Source organism: Oricola nitratireducens, from assembly GCF_014904745.1.
In the GTDB taxonomy this organism is placed as follows: Bacteria; Pseudomonadota; Alphaproteobacteria; order Rhizobiales; family Rhizobiaceae; genus Oricola; species Oricola nitratireducens.
Genome location: NZ_JACZCS010000001.1, coordinates 155,385 through 179,110, shown reverse-complemented (window position 1 = coordinate 179,110; position 23,726 = coordinate 155,385). Strand labels below are relative to the sequence as shown.

The window sequence follows — 23,726 nt, the reverse complement described above, 5'->3', positions numbered from 1 at the left end:
TCATGTCATCCATATTCGTATGGGAAATCGTTTGACGGCGATATCGAGGTTTGATCGTTAAAAATCAAGGGCAGGGCGTGGATTCGCCTAACCCCTCTCCATCAGTTTGCCGATCAGCTGTGCCGTATAGTCTACCACGGGCACGATACGCGCATAATTGAGCCGCGTTGGCCCGATGATGCCGATCGCGCCGACCACGTTGCGGCTGGAGTCGCGATATGGCGCGACGACCAGCGACGACCCCGACAGCGAAAACAGCCGGTTTTCGGAGCCGATGAAGATCTTCACGCCCGAACCGGTCTCGGTCAGGTCGAGCATGCGGATGATCTCGTCCTTGCGCTCCAGCTCGTCGAACAACAGTTTCAGCCGTTCGATCTGCTCCTTGTCCTGCACGTCCTCGAGCAGGTTGGAGCGGCCGCGTACGATCAGTTGCGCCGGCTGGCCCTCTTCGCTGCCCGACCACACCGCGAGCCCGCGCGCAATCAGGTCGGCGCTGACCGCGTCGACCTCGGATTTCAGCGCCGTCTGCCGCTCCTCGATCACTCGGCGCGCCTCGTTGAGGCTGCGGTCTCGGCCGTAATGGTTCAGATAGTTGGCCGCCTGCGACAGCTGCGACGCCGTGGTGCCGGCCGGCAGGTCGATGACGCGGTTTTCCACCTCGCCGGATTCCCATACCAGCACTGCGAGCGCCTTCTTTTCCTCCAGCCGGATGAACTCGATATGCTTGAGGATGCCCTCGCGCTTGGAGGTCAGGACGAGGCCCGCGCCGCGCGACAGCCCGGACAGCATCTGGCTGGCGTCGGTCAGGAGCTTCTCGACCGATTTCGGCGCGTTGTCGCGCTGGATCTGTGATTCGATCAGTTCGCGTTCGTTGTCGCTGACTTCGCCGGTGTCCATGAAGGCGTCGACGAAGAAGCGCAGCCCCTGCTCGGTCGGCAGCCGCCCGGCCGAGACATGCGGCGAATAAATCAGCCCGAGCGCTTCCAGATCGCTCATCACGTTGCGCACAGAGGCGGGCGAGAGCGACATCGGCAGCTTTTTCGACAGGGTCCGCGAACCCAGCGGCTCGCCTTCCTGCAGATAGCTGTCGACGATCAGCCGGAAGATATCGCGCGACCGTTCGTCGAGTTCGGAGTTTATTTCGTTACTGGACAGCATTGTCGTCGGCCGAAACCTGGTTTCTTCTAATCATATATAATGTGCTTGCCTGCAAACAAACATATTGCCGCCGGCTTCCATAGCGGCCTAGAAGAACCGAAATTCGATTAAGCGAGGTTTATCCATGGCAAGACCGTCCGGACGCATGCCCGACCAGATGCGTACCATATCTTTCGAGCGCGGTGTCTCGAAACATGCCGAGGGGTCCTGCCTCGTCAAGTTCGGCGATACGCATGTGCTTTGCACGGCCAGTCTCGAGGAGCGCGTGCCCGGCTGGATGCGTAATTCCGGCCGCGGCTGGGTGACCGCCGAATACGGCATGTTGCCGCGTTCGACCGGCGACCGCATGCGCCGCGAGGCGTCCGCCGGCAAGCAGGGCGGCCGCACGCTGGAAATCCAGCGCCTGATCGGCCGCTCCATGCGCGCCGTCGTCGATCTTGAGGCGCTCGGCGAGCGCCAGATCACCATCGACTGCGACGTCATCCAGGCCGATGGCGGCACCCGCACCGCTTCGATCACCGGCGGCTGGATCGCGCTGCACGACTGCCTCGACTGGATGCACCAGCGCCAGATGGCCTCCAAGACCCGCGTTCTCAAGGATCACGTCGCCGCGGTTTCTTGCGGCGTCTATCAGGGCACGCCGGTCACCGACCTCGACTACGCCGAGGATTCGCAGGCCGAGACCGACGCCAATTTCGTTATGACCGGTTCCGGCGGCATCGTCGAAATCCAGGGTACGGGTGAGGGCGCTCCGTTCAGCCGCGACGAGTTCAACGCCCTGTTCGACCAGGCGCATGCGGCCATCGCCCAGATCGTCGAACTGCAGAAACAGGCCGTCGGGGCCTGAACGGCCATGTTGCATCCGGAAGGCGTCCTTGAAACGGCACTCTACGTCGCCGATCTGGACATTGCGGAGCGCTTCTATGCCGGCGTGCTCGGACTGGAACGGGTGGTGCAGGTCGAGGGACGGCATGTCTTCTTCCGCTGTGGCCGGGGCATGCTCTTGCTGTTCGTGGCCGGGGAGACATCCAAACCGCCCGGAAATCCCGCCATGCCGGTGCCGCCCCACGGCGCCACCGGCCCCGGCCATGTCTGTTTCAGGGTCGGTGCCGAATACATGACCGAATGGCGGCGGCAGCTTGAGGACAAGGGCGTCGCAATCGAGGCCGATTTCCGCTGGCCGAACGGCGCCCGATCGATCTATTTCCGCGATCCCGACGGCAACAGCCTCGAAATCGCCGAGCCGAAACTCTGGGGACTGGAATGACACGCAAGCTCGAACCGGGAAAACTTGTGCTCGCCACGCACAATGCCGGCAAACTGCGCGAGATGCGCGATCTGATCGGACCCTTCGGCTTCGAGGTCACCTCGGCCGGCGAACTCGGCCTTGCCGAGCCGCCCGAGCACGGTACCACCTTCGAGGAAAACGCGAAGACCAAGGCCGTGGCCGCCATGCAGGCGACCGGCCTTCCCGCGCTCTCCGACGACAGCGGCATCTGTGTCGACGCGCTTGACGGCCAGCCCGGCGTCTACACCGCCGACTGGGCTGAACTGCCGGACGGCAGCCGCGATTTCGCGATGGCGATGCGCAATGTCGAGGAGAAGCTGGCCGAAAAGGGCGCGTCCGATCCGAAGAACCGCACCGCCCGCTTCGTCTCGGTATTGTGCCTCGCTTTCCCGGACGGACACGTCGAATTTTTCCGCGGTGAGGTCGAGGGCGCGCTGGTCTGGCCGCCGCGCGGCACGCTCGGTTTCGGCTATGATCCGGTCTTCAAACCGGACGGCTACGACATCACCTTCGGCGAGATGACCGCCGAACAGAAACACGGCTGGAAGCCGGGCGACGCGCAGGCACTGTCGCACCGCGCCCGCGCTTTCCGGACATTCGCCCATGAATGCCTCGGCGTTGCATAGGGCGAAGACATCCCGTGTAAACGGCGACGACGGGTCGCCGGGTTTCGGCGTCTATATCCACTGGCCGTTCTGCGCGGCCAAGTGCCCCTATTGCGACTTCAACTCCCATGTCCGCCATCAGCCGGTCGATCAGGCCCGCTTCGTCGAGGCCTTTCGCCGCGAGATGGAAACCATGCGCGGCTGGACCGGTCCGCGTGACGTGACGAGCGTCTTCATCGGCGGCGGCACGCCGTCGCTGATGCGGCCGGAAACCGTGGGCGCCCTGCTGGAGACGGCGGACGGGCTCTGGACCTTGCCCGCCGGCATCGAGATCACGATGGAGGCCAACCCGTCTTCCGCCGATGCAGTACGTTTTGCCGGCTATCGCGCCGCCGGCGTCAACCGCCTGTCGCTCGGCGTCCAGGCGCTGAACGATGCCGACTTGAAATTCCTTGGCCGGCTGCACAATACCGAGGAGGCTTTAAAAGCCATCGCCATGGCGCGCGACACCTTCCCGCGCCTCTCCTTCGACCTGATCTATGTCCGCCCCGGCCAGACGCTCGAGGCATGGGAGGCCGAATTGCGCGCGGCGATCGGCCATGCCGCCGACCATCTCTCGCTCTACCAGTTGACCATCGAGGACGGCACGCCGTTCAAGGCGCTGTTCGAGGCCGGAAAGATTGGCATTCCCGATGCGGATCGCGCCGCCGATCTCTACGAACTCACCAATACCGTGACCGCTGAGCTCGGTTTGCCGGCTTACGAAATCTCCAACCATGCCGTCCCTGGCGCGGAATCGCGCCACAACCTCACCTATTGGCGCTATGGCGACTATGTCGGAACCGGCCCCGGCGCACATGGCCGTTTCTGCGTCGAGGACGGCAAGAAACGCGTCACCATCGCCGAGCGCGTTCCGGAGACATGGGCCGAAAAAGTCACCGAAACCGGCCATGGCATTGTCGAGGAGGAAAGCCTGGACGCTGAAGCGCAGGGCGACGAGATGCTGCTGATGGGCCTGCGGCTTGTCGAGGGCATCGATGTGGCGCGCTACGAGGCGCTGTCGGGCCGCAGCTTCGATCCCGCCCGCCTCGCCATGCTGCAGGAGGAGAAGCTGGTCGAACCGGTTGCCAACAGCCGCATCCGCGCGACGCAAAGCGGCCGCCTTGTCCTCAACGCGCTTGTCGCGGAGTTGGCGGCATGAGCGCGGACGACCGTACTTTCCTGATCGGCGGTCATCAGCTGACCGCGCCGCCGCTTGAGCCCGGCCTCTATATCGTCGCCACGCCGATCGGCAATCTGGGTGACATCACCATCCGCGCGCTGGAGACGCTTGCCGCCTGCGACGTGCTCGCCTGCGAGGACACCCGTATCACCCGCCGCCTGCTCGACCGCTACGGCATCCGCGCCAGGCCGGTCGCATATCACGAGCATAATGCAGACAGCGCTGGCCCGAGGCTGATCGCTGCCTTGAAGGAAGGCAAGACGGTGGCGCTCGTTTCCGACGCCGGCACGCCGCTCGTCTCCGATCCCGGCTTCCGTCTCGTCAGGACCGCGCGCGAGGAAGGACTCCGAGTCATCCCGATCCCCGGCGCCTCGGCGCCGCTTGCCGCGCTCGCCGCTTCCGGCATGCCGAGCGACGACTTTCGCTTCATCGGCTTCCTGCCGGCCAGGGACGCCGCGCGCCGCGCCCGCCTTGCCGAATTGGCGCATGTCCCCTCGACGCTGATCGCTTTCGAATCGCCCGCCCGCCTGAAAGCCGCGCTCGCCGCCATTGCCGACGTCTTCGGCCCGGAACGCATGGTCACGGTCGCGCGCGAACTGACCAAGCGTTTCGAGACGATCCGGACCGGTCCGTCATTGGAGGTCATGGATCAGTTCGCATCCGAAACGATCAAGGGAGAGATCGTTCTGCTGATCGCGCCCGCGCCGGACGACCATGCCGAATGGACGCCGGAACGCGTTGACGCGCTGTTGCGCGACCTGCTCGAAACCATGCCGGTTTCCCGCGCCGCCCGCGAGGCGGCCGGCTCGACCGGCCTGTCCAAGGCCGATCTCTATGCCCGCCTGCTGGAGCTGAAGGGCGGCGATGGCAAGACGAGCAATGAGCCGTGAGCCGGCGAAACAAAAGCGCCGCGCCGCCTATGGCCTCGGCCATCGCGGCGAGATCCTTGCCGCCTGGGCGCTCCGCCTCAAGGGTTTCCGCATCCTCGCCCGCCGTTTCAAGACCCCTGCCGGCGAGATCGACCTGATCGCCCGGCGCGGCGATCTCGTCGCCATTGTCGAGGTCAAGGCGCGCCCGACGCTCACGCAGGCGATGGACGCCGTCACCCCGGCGGCGCTGCGCCGCATCGAGGCTGCCGCGGACATCTGGCTGTCGCGCCAGCCGGACCATGCCCGCCTGTCCATGCGCTTCGATCTGGTCGCAGTATTGCCCCGCCGCTGGCCGGTTCACGTCATCGCGATTTATCCCTGATTGATTTTCCGCTCCGAACCCGCCACTTAAGCGGTCGGTTTTCAACGGGAACGAAATCATGGCTCTCAAGGTCGCCGTCCAGATGGACCATATCTCAACTGTCCGGATTGCCGGCGATTCGACCTTCGCCATGTGTCTGGAGGCGCAGGCGCGCGGCCACGAACTTTTCCATTACACGCCGGATCGCCTGACCATGCGCAACGGCGCCGTCAGTGCCCGCATCGAACCGCTGACCGTGCGCGACGTGCAGGGCGATCATTACGCCCTCGGCGCCGCGGCGCGTACCGACCTGTCGGAAATGGACGTGGTGCTGCTGCGCCAGGATCCGCCCTTCGACATGAACTACATCACCACGACGCATCTGCTCGAGCGCATCCACCCGAAGACGCTGGTCGTCAACGATCCGGCCTGGGTGCGCAATTCGCCGGAGAAGATCTTCGTCACCGAGTTCGCCGACCTGATGCCGGAAACGATGATCACCAAGGACATCGAGGAGATCTGGGATTTCCGCCGCGAGTTCGGCGACATCATCCTCAAGCCGATCTACGGCAATGGCGGGGCCGGCGTGTTCCACCTGCGCGACGGCGACCGCAACCTGACCTCGCTGATGGAGATGTTCGGCCAGTTGACGCGCGAGCCGATCATCGTCCAGCGCTATCTCGACGACGTGCGCGGCGGCGACAAGCGCATTATCCTGATCGACGGCAAGCCCGTCGGCGCCATCAACCGTGTCCCCGACGAGAACGACGCCCGCTCCAACATGCATGTCGGCGGCAAGGCGCTGGCGACCGAGATGACCGCGCGCGAGCTGGAGATCTGCGAGCGCATCGGCCCGTCATTGCGCGAACGCGGGTTCATCCTGGTCGGCATCGACGTCATCGGCGGATTGATGACGGAAATCAACGTCACGTCTCCCACCGGCATCCGTGAGGTGAAGAACTTCGGCGGCGCCGACATCGCCGCTTTGTTCTGGGACGCGGTGGAGGCGAAGCGCTAAAAAAAATGGCGCTTAACTAATCGCCCGGTGGCCTATTCCTTTGCGGTAGGGCGCCTTCTTCGCGTTGATGCATTTCTGCTGCTTGTGTTGTCATCACCAGGCGGCGCCGGGATTTGTAGGATCGGTTCGCTTTCGCCAATAGGTGGGAAAATAAGTTCGGTGGTGAGCTTTTGAAGTGTTTGGTAGGCTTCAGGCGGCTCCCTCGGTTCACCTTCCTCGTTTACTTCCATAGATGGTTTCGCCAAGCGAATATCTATCGTGACACCTCGTTCAATGTGGGCAAGAAGCGATTTGAGCGTCCACTCGAGGTCAGTTCGCTGCTCATTCTTACGAGCTCCATCAGTGGGTGAAGCCTTCGCAATTCTATCAGCCTCTTTTTTAACTTCCGCTTCAATTGTTTCCGTGATTTTTGCGTCAAGGATTTTCGCCACTTCTCCGTCTTTCAGCGCATTTACGTGCTCTGTTTCCGCGCGAATCTTTCGGATTTCTTCAACCTGCTTCCAAGTACTCAGCGCCCATGTGGTCGCTTTTCCGATTGCAATTATAGTGGGGACGCCAAGTCCAAAGAAAAACAACGGATCTGATGTTGAGATGCTACGGACTTCGATCTCTTCTGCGCCACCCGTTGAGGCCTCAGAAAACGCCCTGACCATTCTTCGCAGAATCCGCAACTCAGCGATTAGCTTGTTCAATTCGCTTTCGAAAACTTCTCTCGGTATTAAGAAACCAACCTCAGCTTGACCCTCTTCCAACGGCTCGGAAACAATGCCCAGTTGCTCCATCGAGTCGCGTAACTTCGTGATGTTTTCGAGGTATGTATTTCGTTCAGTCTGAAACTCACCTAATTTGTCGCGCGCGACTGAAGGTGTGGCGGGATTTTCAGATAAAATTTCTCGAATGAAATCAGCGATGGATCCATCGAAGTAGGTATGGCCATCCAGTTCGTCCAAGAAATCTAACTGCGCGGGCGTAAGTTCGGAAAGCATTTCGCTTTCTGCATTTTCCAGACTCACAATTGATGCAACCAATGCCTGTTGATGAGATGCATTGCTCGGCTCACCCGCGAGATTGCTGAGTTGGCCGTGAGCCGCCGATAATAATTTCGCGATCCGATGACGCGAATTTAGCTCTATTAAGTGGTCAAGCAGGCCCCGAAGACGTGAAGCATTCATCATCTAACCCCTTTTTAGCGAGAGGTACTTTTTATAGATATCGATTGAATTGTCGATAATTACAGACATCGCCGCTTTGTTCTGGGATGCGGTCGAGGCGAAGCGCTGACGCTCGCGCCTTAACCTTTTGTTCCACGGCTGCAACCGGGCACAACCCGGAATCACGCGTTGCGTGCAAAGGTTGCAAATTTGTTCTTGTCTTGTTCCGTTTTCTGAGTCTTAATAGCCCCATCCAGCGGGGGCAGGCTCATGGTTTCGCGCATTTCGACAGTATCGTTCCAGGGCATCGAGGCCGTGCCGGTCGATGTCCAGGTCATGGTCGCGCCCGGCAAGGTGAACATGCATATCGTCGGCCTGCCCGACAAGGCGGTCGCCGAGAGCCGCGAGCGGGTCCAGTCGGCGTTGCATGCTTCCGGCCTGTCGATGCCGCCCAAGAAGGTCACCGTCAATCTGGCGCCCGCCGACCTGCCCAAGGAAGGCTCGCATTTTGACCTGCCGATCGCGCTCGGCCTGATGGCGGCGCTCGGCGCCGTGCCGGCCGACGCGCTGTCCGGCTATTCGGTGCTCGGCGAACTCTCGCTCGACGGCACCATTGCGCCGGTTGCCGGCGTCCTGCCCGCGGCGATCGCGGCCAACGCGCAAGGCAAGGGCCTGATCTGCCCGCGCGACTGCGGCCCCGAGGCCGCCTGGGCCGGCGAGGAGGTCGACATCATCGCGCCCGCCAGCCTGATCTCGCTCGCCAATCATTTCCGCGGCACGCAGGTGTTGTCGCGGCCGCAACCGGCGCGCCGCGAACTGCCCGCGAACCTGCCCGATCTCTCCGACATCAAGGGTCAGGAGACGGCCAAGCGCGCCCTCGAGGTCGCCGCTGCCGGCGGGCACAATCTTCTGATGGTCGGCCCGCCCGGCTCGGGAAAGTCCATGCTGGCGCAGCGCCTGCCCTCGATCCTGCCGCCGCTCTCGCCTGCCGAACTGCTCGACGTCTCGATGATCGCCTCGGTCGCCGGCCATCTTGCCGGCGGCAAGCTGTCGGACCGCCGGCCCTTCCGCGCGCCGCATCACTCGGCCTCCATGGCGGCGATGGTCGGCGGCGGCCTGCGCGTGAAGCCGGGCGAGGTATCGCTCGCCCATAACGGCGTGCTCTTTCTTGACGAGTTCCCGGAATTCACCCCGCAGGCGCTCGATGCGCTGCGCCAGCCGCTGGAAACCGGCGAATGCGTCATCGCCCGCGCCAATCACCGCGTTTCCTATCCGGCGCGTATCCAGCTGGTCGCGGCGATGAACCCGTGCCGCTGCGGCATGGCCGGCGAGCCGGGCCACACCTGTGCGCGCGGTCCGCGCTGCCAGGCTGACTATCAGGCGCGTATCTCCGGTCCGCTGATGGACAGGATCGATCTGCGTGTCGAGGTGCCGGCCGTCATGCCGGGCGACCTGATCCGCTCGCGTCCCGGTGAGACGAGCGCCTCCGTCGCCAGGCGCGTCGCCGCCGCGCGCCTCATCCAGACGGAACGCTATGCGGCGCTCGGCATCAAGGGCGTCACCACCAACGCCCATTGCCCGACGGCCTTGATCGAACAGGTCGCCGATGTCGATGCCGGCGGGCTCGAACTGCTCAGCAACGCCGCCGACCAGATGAAGTTTTCCGCCCGCGCCTATCACCGCATCATGAAGGTCGCGCGCACCCTCGCCGATCTCGATGGCGCGGCGCAGACCGGCCGCATCCACGTCGCCGAGGCGATTTCCTATCGTATCGCGGGAGAACGGCTGGCGTCGGCGGCGTGACTGGCTGTGGATCGCAGGACGTTATCCCGGGCATGACCCGAGGATAATGGGAGATGAGGGCAGCCGCGAAGCGAACCCGGCCGTAAAAAATCTTCGCTTTCCTTATCCAACCTTTCACGGGCTCCGGTATCCTTCTACGTGCCCTTTCGGGAAGCCGGGTCTAGAACCGACCATCCGGGAGAGGGACGGTGCCTGTCGGGTGGCGCAGAGGTGCGTCGCTGGGTGATGAGCCCCCACGGCAGGGCGGCAGCGGGCGCGCAGTTCCGGATGGATCCGGGCTGGTGAGTCCGGTCGCAAGACCACCGAACGGGCGGTCGTAAGATCGCACATACACAATTAGACAGAGCGATCCTGCGGCCGCCCGTCTTCCACATATTCGAGCTCACGGCAGTTCCCGCTGCGCGTGAACGCCTCCGCATGGGCGGCAAAACGTCGCCGGCGCGCAGCCGCGCTTACGGGCTTTGCCCGGGTTCTTTGACATGGACGAATTATGAAAACGATCTGCGGCCCCGATGAAGTGCGCCTTCAGGTCAGGTGGTCCGCGAGGCGATCGCCGCTGCCGCGCCGGCGAGGAAGGTCGCCGCGGTCCGGTTGAGGATCTTCAGCGCCTTCGGCGACTGCAGCATGTGCCGCGCCCGGCCGGCGAGACCGACATAGGGCATCAGCACCGCGATCAGCACCATAAAGGTCAGGACGATCAGCAGCAGGAAATCGACCGGCGTCACCGACGAGAGATCGAGGAAGGTCGGCAGCAGCGCCAGGTAGAACACGATCACCTTCGGGTTGCCGAGCGTCACCATGAAACCGGCGAGGAAGGCGGAGAACGGGCTGCCCGCGGCTTCGCCCGAGACCTTCTCGGTGGTGATGCCGGCGCGCCAGAAGGAGATCGCCATCCAGACGAGATAGGCGGCGCCGAGATATTTGATGACGATGAAGACCGTGCCGAAGGTCGATGCGACATAGGCGAGGCCGAGCACGGCGAAGGCCAGGTAGACGATGTCGCCCAGCGCCAGGCCGAACAGCATCGGCAGGGTCGGCCGGAAGCCGGAGCCGAGCGCGCGCGCCACCAGCGCGATCACGCCGGGGCCGGGAATCGCCGCCGCGATGCCGAGCGCCAGCGCATAGGTGAGAAATCCGGTAAAAGTCATGGCAACAAAATCACGTCACAAGAGCCCGAGCAGGGCGGGAAGCGCCCGCATGTCATCGAACACCTGTGCGCCGGCTTCCGCAAGCCCTTGCGCATCGGTGAGCGGATCGGCCGCATAGCCCAGAACCCGCATGCCCGCCGCCCGGCCGGCGATCGCGCCGGCGACACTGTCCTCGATCACGGTGCAGCGTTCCGGCGTATGGTTCATCGTCCGCGCGGCATGCAGGAAGAGATCGGGTGCCGGCTTGCCCTTCTCAACCATGCTGGCGCTGAACAGCACGTCGCCGAGCAGCGGCAGCAGGCCGGAGGAACCGAGCGTGATGTGCATCTTCTCGACCTTGGCCGAGGAAGCGACGCAATAGGGCGTGTCGATCATCTGCAACAGGAGGATCACTTCCCGCACGAATGGGATCGCTTCGACACCGTTGGCGAACATGCCCGGCAGTTCGCGGTACCAGCGTTCGGCGAAATCGGTCCCGAGATCGATCCCGTCCTCGGCCATGACCAGCGCCGGGATGCTCGCCATCGAACGGCCCATGAAGCGTTGCCGGCATTCCTCCATCGACAGCGCCAGGTCGTGTTCGGCGAGGATTTCCGAAAGCCGCCTGTTGGCGATCGATTCCGTGTCGACCAGCACGCCGTCGCAATCGAAGATGACGAGTTCGGGCGGGGCCATGTCAGTGCGTCCCCGTCGAGCCGAAGCCGCCCGCGCCGCGCGCCGTCTCGGAGGCAAGATCGCCCTCCGCCACGCGGACCTGTATCACCGGCGCGATCACCATCTGCGCGATCCGCATGCCGCGGGTGATCTCGAAGGCCTCCGTGTCGTGATTGATCAGCAGGACCTGCACCTCGCCGCGATAGTCGGCGTCGATCGTGCCGGGCGTGTTGAGGCAGGTGATGCCGTGCTTGAAGGCGAGGCCCGAACGCGGCCTGACCTGGCCTTCGTGGCCGGACGGGATCTCGAAGACGAAACCGGTCGGCACCAGCGCCCGCGCGCCCGGGGCGAGTGTCAGCGGCGCATCGTCGGCGACGGCGGCGCGCAGGTCCATGCCGGCGGCCTCGGCACTCTCGTAGCCGGGCAACGGCAGGCCCTCGCCATGCGGCAGGCGGATCAGGGTGAGGCGGGGGGTATCGGCGGGTTTTTCCATGGCCGGTTAAATGGCGTGTCGCATTCCCTTGCGCAAGCGGACATCCGCCATTTTCCGGGGGATTCCTGGCGTCATGTATACAAACTGTATCGTTGCCGGCGGGGTTTTGCCGGCGGGGGCTCGTTCACGCCGCCGCGGCGGCCTCCAGCGCGGCGATGTCGATCCTGCGCATCGTCATCAGCGCCGGCCACACTTTTTGTGCCTGAGGCCCGGAAAGCAGCTCTGCGGAACGCTGCGGCACGATCTGCCAGGAAAGGCCGAACCGGTCCTTGCACCATCCGCATTGGCTTTCAGCCCCGCCTTCGGCGATGAGCGCGTTCCACAGCCGGTCGGTCTCTTCCTGGTCTTGCGTTCGCACCGAGATCGAAACCGCTTCGCTGAGCTGATAATGCGGCCCGCCGTTCAGCGCCTGGTAGGGCGTGCCGGCAAGCGTGAACTCGACCATCAGTACCGAACCTGGCTCCGCCATGGTCGCGCTTTCGGGATAACGCCCGACCTCGGTGATCTCGGAATCCGGCAGCAGCGAGCAATAGAACTCGGCCGCCGGTAGTGCCTGGGTGTCGAACCACAGGCAGGTTTTCACCTTGGCGCTCATGCTCTCTCCTCCTCGTCCCGCGCGGGCGCTCAGCCCATTGCCTTCGAGCCGGTGTAGTTCAGCATCCAGGGCGTGCCGAACCGGTCGGTGAACATGGCGAAGCGTTCCGCCCAGAAGGTTTCAGCAGGCGCCATCGACACCGATTGCGCGTCTTTCGCTAGTGCGGTGTAAATGCGGTCGAAATCTTCGGGGCTTTCCGGCGCGATGGAGACCGAAAATCCCTGAGGCTTTTTGTACCACTCGCCCGGCGCGTCCGATGCCATGACATTGGCGGTTCCGAGCCGCATGTTCATGTTCATCACGAGGTCGTCCCCGCCAGGCATGCGGCTTTCCGGATTCGGCGCGTCGCCGTTCTTGAACACGCCGGTGATCTCTCCGCCAAGCGCCTCGGCGTAGGACGTCATTGCTTCGAGGCAATTGCCGTTGAAGTAGAGGTAGACGGTCGGTTCCATGAGGGCTCCTTTCGGCACGTGCTGATCGTTGTTCGAGGGCTGTGACAGGTGTCGCGAGAACCATATCCTGAAATTAGATTGATATCAACGTATATCCGCACCGTTTGACAGCCGCCCTTGCGCCTGCCAGAAGCGCGGCACGTTTTCATGGACAGTTCTATGGCCGAGACACTCAAGGACGCCGTCGCGCGCCGCCGTACATTCGCGATCATTTCGCACCCCGACGCGGGCAAGACCACACTGACCGAAAAGCTGCTGCTGTTCGGCGGCGCGATCCAGCTTGCCGGCGAGGTCAAGGCGAAGCGCAACCGCGTCCAGTCCCGCTCCGACTGGATGAAGATCGAGCGGGAACGCGGCATCTCCGTCGTCACGTCGGTGATGACCTTCGAATATGGCGGCCATGTCTTCAACCTGCTCGACACGCCGGGCCATGAGGACTTTTCCGATGACACTTACCGCACGCTGACCGCCGTCGACGCAGCGGTGATGGTCATCGACGCCGCCAAGGGCATCGAGCCGCGCACGCTGAAGCTGTTCGAGGTCTGCCGCCTGCGCGACATCCCGATCGTCACCTTCATCAACAAGATGGACCGCGAGAGCCGCGATCCCTTCGAGATTCTCGACGAGATCGAGCAGAAGCTCGCCCTCGACACCGCGCCCGTCACCTGGCCGATCGGCCGCGCCAAGACATTCTCCGGCACCTGGAACATGGCCGCCGGCACCATGCGCCGTGACGATGCGCAGCTCGAACCGGTCGAGGTCAACGGCCCGGAATCCGACGCCGTCTCCGGCATGCTGCCGGAAAACGAGCGCGACGCTTTCATCGAGGAAGCCTCGCTGGCGCAGGAGGCCTGCCGCCCCTTTGACCGCGAGGCCTTTCTCGAAGGCCATCTGACGCCGGTCTATTTCGGCTCGGCCCTGAAGAATTACGGCGTGCGCGACCTGATCGAGGCGCTCGGTGATTACGCGCCGAGCCCGCGTGCCCAGGAGAGCGACAAGCGCGTCATCGAGGCGACCGAGCCGGCGCTGACCGCCTTCGTCTTCAAGATCCAGGCCAATATGGATCCGAACCACCGCGACCGCATCGCTTTCGTGCGCGTCTGCTCCGGTTCGCTCAACCGCGGCATGAAGGCCAAGCTCGTGCGCACCGGCAAACTGATGACGCTGTCGGCGCCGATGTTCTTCTTCGCCCACCAGCGCCAGCTGGCCGACAACGCGGTCGCCGGCGACGTGGTCGGCATCCCGAATCACGGCACGCTGCGCATCGGTGACACGCTGACCGAGGGCGAGGACCTGCTGTTCCGCGGCGTGCCGAACTTCGCGCCGGAGATCCTGCGCCGCGTCCGTCTCGGCGACGCCATGAAGGCCAAGAAGCTGAAGGAGGCGCTGCAACAGATGGCCGAGGAGGGCGTGGTCCAGCTCTTCGTGCCCGAGGACGGCTCGCCGGCCATCGTCGGCGTCGTCGGCGCGCTGCAGCTCGACGTGCTCAAGGAACGGCTGAAGCAGGAATACGGTCTGCCGGTCGATTTCGAGGCCGCCCGTTTCAGCGTCTGCCGCTGGATTTCGCATGATGACCGCGCCCAGCTCGACGCCTTCATGGGCAAGCACCGTGCCGCCATCGCCCGCGATCTCGACGGCGATCCGGTCTTCCTCGCCGAAAACGGCTTCTCGCTGAATTACGAGGCCGACCGCGCGCCGGGTATGGTCTTCGACGAGATCAAGGATTACCAGATCCGCGCTGCGGCATAGACCGCTTAGAGCTTTTTGAGTCTTCCCGCGGCCCGCAGCCGCTTGCGCGCCATCGAGGCATAAAGCGCCCGCTGGCGTTCGAGAAGCTTGGCTTTCCACGTCGCTGCCTTATAGCGGCCGGTGGTTTCGCCGAACATCTGGTGCGCGTAGACCTTGCCCTCGCCGGTGTATTTCCGGCCCGTAAAATGCTCGGGAATCAGCGTGTACGAAGGCCAGATGACGATGTCGGGATTGTGCTTTTCGATCATCTCGGAAACGAACAGATTTCCGGTTTGTCGCCACGGATAGTCGAGATCCCGCGGCTTCACCTGTTTGAGATCGTCGATCAACAGCCGCAGGAACGGGTGGTGGGGTACCGCGGCGACGATCGGCGCCACCATTTGGCCGCGCAGAAACTCGTTTTCATAGACCGTGTAGATCGTCCCCTCGTCTTCGAACAACTCATCGACAGGTGCGATACAGACACTGTCCGAGCCGGCCAGATAGCCGCCGTGATGATAAAGGATTTCGTAGCGCATGAGGTCGGCCGCGCCGTGATACCAGCCGCGCCGGATGTATTCGTCGATCTGGGGCCGCGTCTCCAAATCCGCCGCCGCGAGCCAGGCATTGTCGTAAAACGTGTATTCCCAGTCGGGATGCAGGTCTGTCCACGTCCGCATCCACTCGACCGGCGCTTCTTTCGGTCCGATCCAGATGTGGCCCAGCCTCTTCGCAATGCGCAACGGAATTCTCCTGTTCGCTGGCAATTTTCATTCGCGAGCGATTTGTCGATATCCTAATTTGGGCCGCGGACGGGAAATAGGAAATGTCTTTTCCAATTTTCGCGCCTCTTCCGTCGCCTGATTCTGGCATGTTCCTCCAGCGGGTACTCGTACATGCCGCATTCGCGGCAGCCAATCGTGAAACCGCAGCCCTGGGCCCAGCATTTCACGTCATGGCTGTAGGCAAGCGCCACGCGTTCCAGATGGTCTCTCGCCGATCCCTTCAGGAGAACCAGCTCGTCTTCGCCGGCCGAGCTGCGAAGATATTCGTACACGCTCCGGGCGTCGGCGAGTTCCAGGAAACGTTCGCTGGCTCGGTCTTCCTCGCTCGCTCCCGACCGGTGCGATGCCGGGCCGGTGAAGATGACCTGATCGGCCGCTTCCCGCGCCATGCGATAGGCCTTCCGGTACGCCGGCCTCGAACTGCCCGCATAGTCGGCCAGGTGTCCGAGAACGATCCGCTTCTTCGTGACATTGGCCCGCGCCACGACGTCAATGGCGAGACCGAGGGTGCCAAGGGGAGACTTGACGGCGTCGAGCAGGAATGTCGGCCCCCCTTCCGTCCTGTACACGTGACAGCGGTTGAAGACCGGCTCGAAACTGGACATTCGTTCGGCGATTGTCTGCGGGGCCACTCCAAGTTCGATCGCCGCGGCGAAGGCGGCCGCGACGGCAACCGCGAAATGCTCGCCCGCCAGCGGTATCGACAGTTTCTGGGTGCGACCCTGCCAGGCGATTTCCATGTCAAGCGGTCCGGGGAACTCGTATATCACTGAAGTGACGCGGAAATCGGCGTCTTCCGCCCGGCCGTAGGTGACGCTGCGCGCCTCGGTCGACCCGGCCATGCGGCGCACGAAATCGTCGTCGGCGTTCAACACCGCGAGCCCGTCTTTTCGCAGGGCGGCGACAAGGCTGGCTTTTTCCTCGGCCACCGCCTCGCGGGTGCGGAACGCCGAATAGTGGTCCAGCCCTATCAGAGTCACGATCGCCACATCCGGACGTATGACGCGCGCGATCTCGGCAATTCTGCCTTTTCCCGACGTTCCGGCCTCTATGACGACATAATCGTCCTTCCAGCGGGCGCTGGCGACCGTCCTGGATGTGGTTTCGATCGTGTTTTTCACGAATTGCGATCTAACCCGGCCGTGCCCCGAGAGGACATGTCCAAGCAGGCTTGCCGTCGTCGTCTTGGCGGAGCTTCCAGTGATCGCGATGAAGCGGCCGCGGCAAAACGGGCGGTTCAGGCGGGAGAGTGCGCTGAAAAAGCCAATGTCCAGCCGGCGCGCGGCCTCCCGGCGCCACGGCTTCGTCGCCGCTCGGATGAAGCCGCCACGGGCAAAGGGATTGCTTGTCTTCATGCGTTTGTTCCCGGCACTTATAGTGCGGCCCGGATCGTTTTCTTCCGCGGCAGGGCGATTCCGCCGCAATGGCACTGTCCGTCGATACACATGGCCGCATTCCCTTGAATGAGATGCAAGAGCGCCAAAGTGACGCGGCAAAAAGGAGATTCTTCCCATTTAACGGCACTGGCAGGAATACTATGTCACGCCGGTATTAAGAAGCCGCGCTAAGACGCGTTACGTTTGCAAAAACAGGAGATTGAACATGGGCCTCCGCCTCAATGACATTGTACCGGATTTCACCGCCGAGACCACCGAAGGCACGATCAGCTTTCACGACTGGATCGGCGATTCCTACGCCATTCTCTTTTCCCACCCGAAGGATTTCACGCCGGTCTGCACCACCGAGTTCGGCGCCGTCGCCCGCCTCGATGACGAGTGGACCAAGCGCAACACCAAGGTGATCGGCATTTCCGTCGACGACGTCGACGATCACATGCGCTGGAAAAGCGACATCGAATCCTATGCCGGCCTGCCGGCCAAGTTCCCGATCATTGACGACAAGAGCCTCAAGGTCGCCAAGCTCTACGACATGCTTCCGGCCGAAGCCTACCTGCCGGATGGCCGTACCGCCGCCGACACCGCGGCCGTGCGCTCGGTCTTCATCATCGGTCCGGACAAGAAGCTGCGCCTGTCGATGACCTATCCGATGTCGGTCGGCCGCAACTTCGCCGAAGTGCTGCGCGCGCTCGATGCCATCCAGGCGACCGACGGCACGCCGATCGCGACTCCGGCCGACTGGAAGCCGGGCGAGGACGTCATCGTCGCCCTGTCGCTCAACGACAACGAGGCGAAGGAAAAGTTCGGCGAGATCGACACGATCCTGCCCTATCTGCGCAAGACCAAGCAGCCGGCCGCCTGATCCGGACTGCTGACTGGAAAACGAACCGGCGGAGCGATCCGCCGGTTTTTTTGTGTCCGCGTCTGACGGTGCGGCAAATTCAGTCTAAAGGGACGGGATGAACCTTCGCCGCTTCGATGTTGTCATTCTGGGCGCCGGCGCCGCCGGCCTGTTCTGCGCGGCGGAAGCGGGCCGGCGCGGCCGGTCTGTGCTGGTTGTCGACCATGCCCGGGCTCCCGGCGAGAAGATCCGAATTTCCGGCGGCGGCCGCTGCAATTTCACCAACATCCATGCATCGCCGAAGCAGTTCCTGTCGGCCAATCCGCATTTCTGCATTTCGGCCCTGAAGCGGTTTACCGCCGCCGATTTCGTGGCGCGGGTCGAGGCGCGCGGCATCGCTTTTCACGAAAAGACGCTGGGCCAGTTGTTCTGCGACGGGTCGGCGACGCAGATCGTGACGATGCTCACCGACGATCTTGCCGAAACGGGCGGGACGCTGGAACTTGGCGCCGCCGTCGAGGGGATCGAGCGGACCGGGACCGGTTTCGACGTCCGCCTGTCATCGGGGCCGGTGGCCTGTTCGTCACTGGTGATCGCGACAGGCGGCAAGTCGATCCCGAAAATGGGCGCGACAGGTTTTGCCTACCGCGTTGCCGAACAGTTCGGTCTCGCCGTCACCGAAACCCGGCCGGGCCTCGTGCCGCTGACATTTGAGCCGCATCTGCTGGAACGCATCAGGCCTCTGGCCGGCGTCAGCACAAAGGCGCGCGTCGGTTGCGGCAAGACCGCTTTCGACGAGGCGCTGCTGTTCACCCATCGCGGCCTGTCGGGACCGGCCATCCTGCAAATCTCCAACTATTGGCGCGAAGGCGACGCGATAAGCGTCGATCTCGCCCCCGGAGCCGACATGTTCGCGGCCCTGCGCGGGGCGCGCCGGCAGGCCGGCAGGCAGGAAGCGCAAACCGTCCTTGCCCGAACGCTGCCGAAGGCATTGGCGCAATTCGTGACCGCCGAGGCCGGCATTGCCGGCCCGCTTGCGGACAAGAACGATGCCGTCCTGCGCCGTCTGGCCGAAGCGGTCAATCGCTGGCAGGTCAAGCCGTCCGGCTCGGAGGGCTACCGCACGGCGGAGGTCACGCTCGGCGGCGTCGATACCGGCGGGCTCGACCAGAAAACGATGGAAGCGAAATCAGTTCCCGGCCTCTATTTCATCGGTGAGGCCGTCGATGTCACCGGCTGGCTCGGTGGCTACAATTTCCAGTGGGCGTGGTCGTCCGGCTGGGCCGCGGGACAAGCGGTCTAGGCACGGCATCGTACCGGCCTCTTGTCTTCGCCTCAGATTTTCCACTGCCCGCGCAGATCCTCGAGGCTGGAGCGATAGGCTTCCGCATCGCCGTAATCGAAGAAGGCGTCGACATGATCGTGCGGATCGGCGCTGCGGCGCGCATGCTTGATCGGGCACCAGAATTGTTCGGTCCGCCCGGCGATTTCCCGCGCGTAGGCGATCAGGCCGTTGGCGTAGCCGCAATAGACGCAATTCAGTTTCTCGATACCGTTGAGATAGGCGAGATGCTGGCGGTCCACGATGATATGGTTCCTCCGCCGCACAAGCGGGATCTTGTAGATCCTGAAGCAGATGTGCTGGTAGATCGTCACCGCCAGATCGAGGAAGACCAGCGGCACGATCAACCCGTAGATGACCGGGGCTGACAGAATATAGCCGAGCCTGGCCCCGACGATGTATTTCAGCAGACCGACACGATAGCGGCGCTGCAATTCGCGGACATCGCGTTCAAAACGTACCTTGCCGCGCTGCAGGCTGTAGCGGAAACGCTCGCGTTGTTCGGCGAGTTGCGTCTCCATTTCCGCTTCGACCTCTTTTCGGGCGGCGCTCAGGCGCGTCTGCAGGTCTTCGAGAACGGAACGCGCCATCTTCACACCTCATCCGAATGGTCGGTGGAAGATAGCACTGGCGCACGGATTGTCGATGCGGCCTGCGCCAATGCCGGCAGGATCTCCGGTATTGGCGGGACGGGCGGTCGGGCAGTTACAGCGTCGCGCCCTCGCGGATGAAATTGCCGCTACGCAGGTCGTCGAATGCCTGCACCAGCTCCTCGCGCGTGTTCATCACGATCGGCCCGTGCCAGGCGACCGGTTCCTTGATCGGCGCGCCCGAGACCAGCAGGAAACGCACGCCCTGCTCGCCCGACTGGACGACGATCTTGTCGCCGGTGTCGAAGACGACGAGCGTCCGGTTGCCCGACATGTCGCGGATATGGACTTCCTCGCCGTCGACCTCCTTTTCGACCAGCACGCCGAACGGTTTCGACGCGTCGCGGAACGACGCCGAGCCCTGGAAGATATAGGCGAAGGTCGAGCGGTAGGCGTCCACCTTGAACACCTTGCGCGTGTTCGCCGGAACCGAGATGTCGAGATATTGCGGATCGGCGGCGACGCCGTCGACGGGGCCGCGCTTGCCCCAGAATTCGCCGACCACGACGCGCACCCGCGTGCCGTCATCGTCGACGACTTCGGGAATGTCGGTCGCGCCGATATCCTGGTAGCGCGGCGTGGTCATCTTCAGGCTCGACGGCAGGTTCGCCCACAGCTGGAAGCCGTGCATCCGCCCCCTGAAGTCGCCTTTCGGCATTTCCTGGTGCATGATGCCGGAACCGGCCGTCATCCACTGAACGCTGCCCGGCCCGAGCGTGCCGGCATTGCCGAGGCTGTCGGCATGGTCGACGGAGCCTTCGAGCACATAGGTGATCGTCTCGATGCCGCGATGCGGGTGCCAGGGAAAACCGGCCTTGTAGTCTTCCGGGCGATCGTTGCGGAAATCGTCCATCATCAGGAACGGATCGGTCATCGACGGGTCGCCGAACCCGAAGACGCGCTCGAGCTTGACGCCCGCGCCTTCCATCGTGGTCTGCGTGCCGGAGATATGCTTGACGGGTCGTATGGACATGGGTCGTCTCCTTCGTTGACGCATAGATAGGGCGCCGGACGGCACGTTCACAATTTCGCACGCCGGAGACGCATTGTTCACCGCCTGAAGACTTCTGTCATACCGGCTCGAGCGGCAGGCCGCGGTTTTCCTTGATCTCCTCCATCACGAAGGAGGCCGAGACGTCGGCCAGCGGCACGGTGCGGATCAGTTTCTGGTAGAACCGGTCATAGGCGCGCATGTCGGCGACCTGCACCTTCAGCATGTAGTCGAGATCGCCGCTCATCCGGTAGGCCTCGACCACATGCGGGATCGTTGCGACCGCGCGGCGGAATTTCTCGAGCCAGTCCGGATCGTGGTTCGCCGCCCGGATGAACACCAGCGCGGCGAGCCCGCAGCCGAGCTTCTCGGCATCGAGGATCGCGGCATGGCCGCGGATCACGCCGGCCGCTTCCATGTTCTTCACGCGCCGCCAGCAGGCATTGCGTGACAGGTTCACCTGTTCCGACAGTTCCTCCATGGAAACGGACGAATCGCGTTGCAGGATGGCAAGAATCCGGCAGTCTGTCGCATCGATATCTGTCATGTCGGGAAATTATCCCAAAAATCGAAAAAATAAACGAAAAATTGGGAAACGATCGCCTAGCATCGCGGTTAAGGTCCGGCCCGTTGGAAACGGAGGCGAACATGCGCGAACAGGTTGCAAAACTCTTTCTCGATCATCCGGCGTCGGTGGACGAGACCTATTTCGAGCATATGCGCTTCGCCGGCTGGTTCGCCGGCACGCTGTTCCTGGCCGCGACGGCGGCGGCCGTCCATGCCGTCCTGCCCTTCCTGTTCGAGCGCACTGCTTCGTCGGCGATCAATCGGATGCACCACCGCATCCATAATCGCTTCGGGGCCAACTGAGCATGTGTCGCTGGGCCGCCTATAGCGGCGATCCCGTCTATCTGGAGGATCTGATCCTCTCGCCGGCCCATTCGTTGATCGAGCAGTCGCATCATGCCCGCCAGGCCAAAACGCCAATCAATGGCGACGGTTTCGGAGTGGCCTGGTACGGCGACCGCGACGAGCCCGGCCTTTATCGCGACATCCTGCCCGCCTGGGCCGACCGCAATCTCGAAAGCCTCGCCCGCCAGATCCGTTCCGGCCTGTTCCTCGCCCATGTCCGCGCCTCGACCATCGGCGAGACCAGCCGGGTCAACTGCCACCCCTTCGTCATGGGCAACTGGTCGTTCATGCATAACGGCCAGATAGGCGATTTCGCCGTCTTGCGCCGTCCGCTCGAACTGGCGCTCGACGATACGCTCTACAACGCCCGCACCGGCTCGACGGATTCGGAGATCCTGTTTCTGCTGGCGCTGCAATTCGGCCTCGACAAGGACCCGCAGGCCGCCTTCGCCCGCACGATCCGTTTCGTCGGAGACGAGGCGCGCAAAAGGGGCGTGACGCCCTTTATCCGGTTCACCGCGGCCTTCTCCTGCGGCCGTCGCCTGTTTGCCATCCGCTATGCGAGCGACGAACACGCCCCGACCCTGTTCTGGGCGAAACTCGAATCTTGCCGGTCCATCTGTCTGGTGTCGGAACCCTTCGAGGATGCGAGCCGCCAATGGCAGCCGGTCCCGCCGTCGAGCTTCGTCACGGTCGAGGACGGCAACCTGTCGCTCACGCCCTTCTGCATCGAAAAGGCCGCAAGGGCCGCCTGACCGCGTTCATTCCGCCAGCCGCTCCGCAACTAGCGCTGCGAGCTTCGCCGCCACCTCGTCCTTGCTCATCTCCGGCCATGGGTCGGCGCCGTCGCGCGACAGCAGCGTGATCCGGTTGCGGTCGCCGCCCATCACGCCGGTTCCGCCGATGCCGCTGTCCGGCGACACGTCATTGGCGACGATGTAATCCGCGCCCTTGCGTTTCAGCTTCGCCGTGCCGTGCTCGATCAGCTTCTCGGTCTCGGCGGCAAAGCCGATGACGAGACCGGGGCGCAGGCTTTCATGATTGCCAATACCGGCGAGGATGTCCGGATTCTCGGTCAGCGGCAGCGCGGAAGGCCCCTTGCCGCCTTCCTTCTTCATCTTTTCGCCGGCTTCGGTCGCGGCTCGCCAGTCGGCGACAGCGGCGGCGAAGATCGCCGCGTCCGCCGGCAGCAGGCTTTCGACGGCCTCTTTCATCTGCCGCGCCGTCTCGACATGCGTCACGGTTACGCCGGACGGATCGGCGATCGTCACCGGCCCGGAGACAAGCCGGACGTCGGCGCCGAGCCGCGCCAGCGCCGCCGCGATCGCATGGCCCTGCTTGCCCGAAGACCGGTTGGCGATATAGCGCACCGGGTCGATCGGCTCATGCGTCGGCCCCGACGTCACGACAATCCTTTTGCCGGATAACGGTTTGGGCGCGACGTCAAGAATTGCCTCGATCGCCGCGACGATCTCCAGCGGCTCCGCCATCCGGCCCTTGCCCGCCTCGCCGGCCTCTGCCATTTCGCCGGCATTCGGTCCGACGAAACGGATCCCGTCCGCCGCGAGAGTTTGCCGGTTCCGCGTCGTCGCGGCGTGGTTCCACATATGCGGGTTCATCGCCGGGGCGAGCAGCACCGGGCTGCCGGCCGCCAGCAGGATCGTCGAGGCGAGGTCGTTGGCGAGTCCCGCCGCCATCTTGGCCATCAGGTCCGCCGTCGCCGGCGCGACGACGATCAGATCCGTCTCGCGCGCCAGGCGGATATGGCCGACATCCTGCTCGTCCTCGCGGTCGAACAGTTCGGTGAACACCTTGCCGGCGGCAAGCGCGCCGACCGAGAGCGGCGTCACGAATTCCGTCGCCGCCTTTGTCATCACCGGCCGTATGTTTGCGCCGCGCTCGCGCAGCCGCCGGATCAGGTCGAGGCATTTGTAGGCCGCGATGCCGCCGCCGATGATCAGCAGGATCCGCTTGCCGTCGACCGGGCTTTGCCCGGGTGCTGCGGGGTTCGGCGATGCCTCGGCCTCGCCGCCCGATTGCAGCGCGATCAGCTGTTGCGGCGTTGCGCCGATCGCTTCGGCGACCTTTTCCACCATGTCGGAGCGGATCGTCTGCTTCTTGCCGACAATCAGGTCGCGCAGATAGGATCGCTCCAACCCGGCTTCGGTCGCCGCCGTAATTGGGCGCTTGTTCAGCTTGAAAAGCCGTTCTTCGACGAATTTTCCGATCTCGGACATGGGAATATTCCAATTTAGTTGGAATT

The 23,726-nt window shown here is 63.6% G+C and carries 26 protein-coding genes; 13 read left to right on the top strand and 13 right to left on the bottom strand.

Features of this window, described 5'->3' with window-relative positions; genetic code table 11:
* Positions 1-87: 87 nt before the first annotated feature.
* On the bottom strand, positions 88-1,158 hold the full coding sequence (gene hrcA, locus IG169_RS00865) for a heat-inducible transcriptional repressor HrcA (RefSeq protein WP_193174255.1): 1,071 nt from the start codon (positions 1,156-1,158) through the stop codon (positions 88-90).
* 124 nt (positions 1,159-1,282) lie between these two features.
* Between hrcA and rph the strand changes: the two genes are divergently transcribed.
* From rph to gshB, 7 genes are read left to right on the top strand one after another with little or no spacing between them, the layout of a single operon-like run.
* Positions 1,283-2,005 carry a ribonuclease PH gene (gene rph, locus IG169_RS00860; protein ID WP_193174254.1) on the top strand — a complete coding sequence of 241 codons (723 nt, stop codon included), beginning with the start codon at positions 1,283-1,285 and terminating at the stop codon, positions 2,003-2,005.
* A 6-nt stretch (positions 2,006-2,011) separates the two neighbouring features.
* The gene (locus tag IG169_RS00855; RefSeq protein ID WP_193174253.1) at positions 2,012-2,425 is read left to right on the top strand and encodes a VOC family protein; all 414 of its coding nucleotides are present in this window, start codon (positions 2,012-2,014) and stop codon (positions 2,423-2,425) included.
* On the top strand, positions 2,422-3,072 hold the full coding sequence (gene rdgB / locus IG169_RS00850; RefSeq protein ID WP_193174252.1) for an RdgB/HAM1 family non-canonical purine NTP pyrophosphatase: 651 nt from the start codon (positions 2,422-2,424) through the stop codon (positions 3,070-3,072). Before IG169_RS00855 ends, rdgB begins: the two co-directional genes overlap by 4 nt.
* Complete coding sequence (gene hemW / locus IG169_RS00845; protein WP_193174251.1) at positions 3,050-4,252, top strand: radical SAM family heme chaperone HemW; 1,203 nt, start codon at positions 3,050-3,052, stop codon at positions 4,250-4,252. Before rdgB ends, hemW begins: the two co-directional genes overlap by 23 nt.
* Positions 4,249-5,163: a 16S rRNA (cytidine(1402)-2'-O)-methyltransferase gene (rsmI, locus tag IG169_RS00840; protein WP_193174250.1), complete on the top strand. Its 915-nt coding sequence runs from the start codon at positions 4,249-4,251 to the stop codon at positions 5,161-5,163. Before hemW ends, rsmI begins: the two co-directional genes overlap by 4 nt.
* Entirely contained in the window at positions 5,153-5,524 is a 372-nt protein-coding gene (locus IG169_RS00835; RefSeq protein ID WP_193174249.1) for a YraN family protein, read from the top strand. Before rsmI ends, IG169_RS00835 begins: the two co-directional genes overlap by 11 nt.
* A gap of 58 nt (positions 5,525-5,582) precedes the next feature.
* On the top strand, positions 5,583-6,521 hold the full coding sequence (gshB, locus tag IG169_RS00830; protein ID WP_193174248.1) for a glutathione synthase: 939 nt from the start codon (positions 5,583-5,585) through the stop codon (positions 6,519-6,521).
* 32 nt (positions 6,522-6,553) lie between these two features.
* Here gshB and IG169_RS00825 read toward each other — a convergent pair whose 3' ends face one another.
* Positions 6,554-7,696 (bottom strand): hypothetical protein, encoded by a 1,143-nt coding sequence (locus tag IG169_RS00825; RefSeq protein ID WP_193174247.1) that lies wholly within the window; start codon positions 7,694-7,696, stop codon positions 6,554-6,556.
* A 246-nt stretch (positions 7,697-7,942) separates the two neighbouring features.
* On the opposite strand from IG169_RS00825, the gene IG169_RS00820 reads away from it, so the two are divergent.
* On the top strand, positions 7,943-9,475 hold the full coding sequence (locus IG169_RS00820) for a YifB family Mg chelatase-like AAA ATPase (RefSeq protein WP_193174246.1): 1,533 nt from the start codon (positions 7,943-7,945) through the stop codon (positions 9,473-9,475).
* Between the two features lie 530 nt (positions 9,476-10,005).
* Here the strand turns inward: IG169_RS00820 and IG169_RS00815 are convergent.
* The 5 genes from IG169_RS00815 to IG169_RS00795 form a co-directional block, all read right to left on the bottom strand.
* A complete protein-coding gene (locus IG169_RS00815; RefSeq protein WP_193174245.1) occupies positions 10,006-10,623 on the bottom strand; it encodes a LysE family translocator in 618 nt (205 codons plus the stop codon).
* Between the two features lie 15 nt (positions 10,624-10,638).
* The gene (locus IG169_RS00810; RefSeq protein ID WP_193174244.1) at positions 10,639-11,298 is read right to left on the bottom strand and encodes an HAD family hydrolase; all 660 of its coding nucleotides are present in this window, start codon (positions 11,296-11,298) and stop codon (positions 10,639-10,641) included.
* Position 11,299: 1 nt separating this feature from the next.
* Positions 11,300-11,770: a dUTP diphosphatase gene (gene dut, locus IG169_RS00805; protein ID WP_193174243.1), complete on the bottom strand. Its 471-nt coding sequence runs from the start codon at positions 11,768-11,770 to the stop codon at positions 11,300-11,302.
* Positions 11,771-11,894: 124 nt separating this feature from the next.
* The gene (locus tag IG169_RS00800) at positions 11,895-12,365 is read right to left on the bottom strand and encodes a VOC family protein (protein ID WP_193174242.1); all 471 of its coding nucleotides are present in this window, start codon (positions 12,363-12,365) and stop codon (positions 11,895-11,897) included.
* A gap of 29 nt (positions 12,366-12,394) precedes the next feature.
* Positions 12,395-12,817: a VOC family protein gene (locus tag IG169_RS00795; RefSeq protein ID WP_193174241.1), complete on the bottom strand. Its 423-nt coding sequence runs from the start codon at positions 12,815-12,817 to the stop codon at positions 12,395-12,397.
* A gap of 159 nt (positions 12,818-12,976) precedes the next feature.
* Here IG169_RS00795 and IG169_RS00790 point away from each other — a divergent pair, with 159 nt between their 5' ends.
* Positions 12,977-14,566, top strand: a complete 1,590-nt coding sequence (locus IG169_RS00790; protein WP_193174240.1) for a peptide chain release factor 3 — start codon at positions 12,977-12,979, stop codon at positions 14,564-14,566.
* Positions 14,567-14,571: 5 nt separating this feature from the next.
* Here the strand turns inward: IG169_RS00790 and IG169_RS00785 are convergent, their stop codons facing one another.
* Positions 14,572-15,288, bottom strand: a complete 717-nt coding sequence (locus IG169_RS00785; protein ID WP_246717043.1) for a glycosyltransferase family 32 protein — start codon at positions 15,286-15,288, stop codon at positions 14,572-14,574.
* A gap of 53 nt (positions 15,289-15,341) precedes the next feature.
* Positions 15,342-16,685 (bottom strand): Mur ligase family protein, encoded by a 1,344-nt coding sequence (locus tag IG169_RS00780; RefSeq protein ID WP_193174239.1) that lies wholly within the window; start codon positions 16,683-16,685, stop codon positions 15,342-15,344.
* Between the two features lie 247 nt (positions 16,686-16,932).
* Here IG169_RS00780 and IG169_RS00775 point away from each other — a divergent pair, with 247 nt between their 5' ends.
* Both IG169_RS00775 and IG169_RS00770 read left to right on the top strand, forming a co-directional pair.
* On the top strand, positions 16,933-17,589 hold the full coding sequence (locus IG169_RS00775; protein ID WP_193174238.1) for a peroxiredoxin: 657 nt from the start codon (positions 16,933-16,935) through the stop codon (positions 17,587-17,589).
* 97 nt (positions 17,590-17,686) lie between these two features.
* Positions 17,687-18,871: a BaiN/RdsA family NAD(P)/FAD-dependent oxidoreductase gene (locus IG169_RS00770; protein WP_193174237.1), complete on the top strand. Its 1,185-nt coding sequence runs from the start codon at positions 17,687-17,689 to the stop codon at positions 18,869-18,871.
* A 32-nt stretch (positions 18,872-18,903) separates the two neighbouring features.
* Here the strand turns inward: IG169_RS00770 and IG169_RS00765 are convergent, their stop codons facing one another.
* The 3 genes from IG169_RS00765 to IG169_RS00755 form a co-directional block, all read right to left on the bottom strand.
* On the bottom strand, positions 18,904-19,500 hold the full coding sequence (locus IG169_RS00765) for a hypothetical protein (protein ID WP_193174236.1): 597 nt from the start codon (positions 19,498-19,500) through the stop codon (positions 18,904-18,906).
* Between the two features lie 115 nt (positions 19,501-19,615).
* Positions 19,616-20,533, bottom strand: coding sequence for a pirin family protein (locus IG169_RS00760; protein ID WP_193174235.1), 918 nt, complete (start codon positions 20,531-20,533; stop codon positions 19,616-19,618).
* Positions 20,534-20,630: 97 nt separating this feature from the next.
* Entirely contained in the window at positions 20,631-21,098 is a 468-nt protein-coding gene (locus tag IG169_RS00755) for an Lrp/AsnC family transcriptional regulator (protein WP_193174234.1), read from the bottom strand.
* Between the two features lie 101 nt (positions 21,099-21,199).
* Between IG169_RS00755 and IG169_RS00750 the strand changes: the two genes are divergently transcribed.
* Both IG169_RS00750 and IG169_RS00745 read left to right on the top strand, forming a co-directional pair.
* On the top strand, positions 21,200-21,421 hold the full coding sequence (locus tag IG169_RS00750) for a DUF6356 family protein (protein WP_193174233.1): 222 nt from the start codon (positions 21,200-21,202) through the stop codon (positions 21,419-21,421).
* A gap of 2 nt (positions 21,422-21,423) precedes the next feature.
* Positions 21,424-22,218 (top strand): class II glutamine amidotransferase, encoded by a 795-nt coding sequence (locus tag IG169_RS00745; RefSeq protein ID WP_193174232.1) that lies wholly within the window; start codon positions 21,424-21,426, stop codon positions 22,216-22,218.
* 6 nt (positions 22,219-22,224) lie between these two features.
* Here the strand turns inward: IG169_RS00745 and coaBC are convergent, their stop codons facing one another.
* On the bottom strand, positions 22,225-23,700 hold the full coding sequence (gene coaBC, locus IG169_RS00740; RefSeq protein ID WP_246717042.1) for a bifunctional phosphopantothenoylcysteine decarboxylase/phosphopantothenate--cysteine ligase CoaBC: 1,476 nt from the start codon (positions 23,698-23,700) through the stop codon (positions 22,225-22,227).
* Between the last annotated feature and the right edge of the window lie 26 nt (positions 23,701-23,726).

Coding starts and splice junctions, on each gene's coding strand:
- hrcA (WP_193174255.1), bottom strand. CDS start 1,158: ATGCTGTCCAGTAACGAAATAAACTCCGAACTCGACGAACGGTCGCGC.
- rph (WP_193174254.1), top strand. CDS start 1,283: ATGGCAAGACCGTCCGGACGCATGCCCGACCAGATGCGTACCATATCT.
- IG169_RS00855 (WP_193174253.1), top strand. CDS start 2,012: ATGTTGCATCCGGAAGGCGTCCTTGAAACGGCACTCTACGTCGCCGAT.
- rdgB (WP_193174252.1), top strand. CDS start 2,422: ATGACACGCAAGCTCGAACCGGGAAAACTTGTGCTCGCCACGCACAAT.
- hemW (WP_193174251.1), top strand. CDS start 3,050: ATGAATGCCTCGGCGTTGCATAGGGCGAAGACATCCCGTGTAAACGGC.
- rsmI (WP_193174250.1), top strand. CDS start 4,249: ATGAGCGCGGACGACCGTACTTTCCTGATCGGCGGTCATCAGCTGACC.
- IG169_RS00835 (WP_193174249.1), top strand. CDS start 5,153: ATGAGCCGTGAGCCGGCGAAACAAAAGCGCCGCGCCGCCTATGGCCTC.
- gshB (WP_193174248.1), top strand. CDS start 5,583: ATGGCTCTCAAGGTCGCCGTCCAGATGGACCATATCTCAACTGTCCGG.
- IG169_RS00825 (WP_193174247.1), bottom strand. CDS start 7,696: ATGATGAATGCTTCACGTCTTCGGGGCCTGCTTGACCACTTAATAGAG.
- IG169_RS00820 (WP_193174246.1), top strand. CDS start 7,943: ATGGTTTCGCGCATTTCGACAGTATCGTTCCAGGGCATCGAGGCCGTG.
- IG169_RS00815 (WP_193174245.1), bottom strand. CDS start 10,623: ATGACTTTTACCGGATTTCTCACCTATGCGCTGGCGCTCGGCATCGCG.
- IG169_RS00810 (WP_193174244.1), bottom strand. CDS start 11,298: ATGGCCCCGCCCGAACTCGTCATCTTCGATTGCGACGGCGTGCTGGTC.
- dut (WP_193174243.1), bottom strand. CDS start 11,770: ATGGAAAAACCCGCCGATACCCCCCGCCTCACCCTGATCCGCCTGCCG.
- IG169_RS00800 (WP_193174242.1), bottom strand. CDS start 12,365: ATGAGCGCCAAGGTGAAAACCTGCCTGTGGTTCGACACCCAGGCACTA.
- IG169_RS00795 (WP_193174241.1), bottom strand. CDS start 12,817: ATGGAACCGACCGTCTACCTCTACTTCAACGGCAATTGCCTCGAAGCA.
- IG169_RS00790 (WP_193174240.1), top strand. CDS start 12,977: ATGGCCGAGACACTCAAGGACGCCGTCGCGCGCCGCCGTACATTCGCG.
- IG169_RS00780 (WP_193174239.1), bottom strand. CDS start 16,685: ATGAAGACAAGCAATCCCTTTGCCCGTGGCGGCTTCATCCGAGCGGCG.
- IG169_RS00775 (WP_193174238.1), top strand. CDS start 16,933: ATGGGCCTCCGCCTCAATGACATTGTACCGGATTTCACCGCCGAGACC.
- IG169_RS00770 (WP_193174237.1), top strand. CDS start 17,687: ATGAACCTTCGCCGCTTCGATGTTGTCATTCTGGGCGCCGGCGCCGCC.
- IG169_RS00765 (WP_193174236.1), bottom strand. CDS start 19,500: ATGGCGCGTTCCGTTCTCGAAGACCTGCAGACGCGCCTGAGCGCCGCC.
- IG169_RS00760 (WP_193174235.1), bottom strand. CDS start 20,533: ATGTCCATACGACCCGTCAAGCATATCTCCGGCACGCAGACCACGATG.
- IG169_RS00755 (WP_193174234.1), bottom strand. CDS start 21,098: ATGACAGATATCGATGCGACAGACTGCCGGATTCTTGCCATCCTGCAA.
- IG169_RS00750 (WP_193174233.1), top strand. CDS start 21,200: ATGCGCGAACAGGTTGCAAAACTCTTTCTCGATCATCCGGCGTCGGTG.
- IG169_RS00745 (WP_193174232.1), top strand. CDS start 21,424: ATGTGTCGCTGGGCCGCCTATAGCGGCGATCCCGTCTATCTGGAGGAT.
- coaBC (WP_246717042.1), bottom strand. CDS start 23,700: ATGTCCGAGATCGGAAAATTCGTCGAAGAACGGCTTTTCAAGCTGAAC.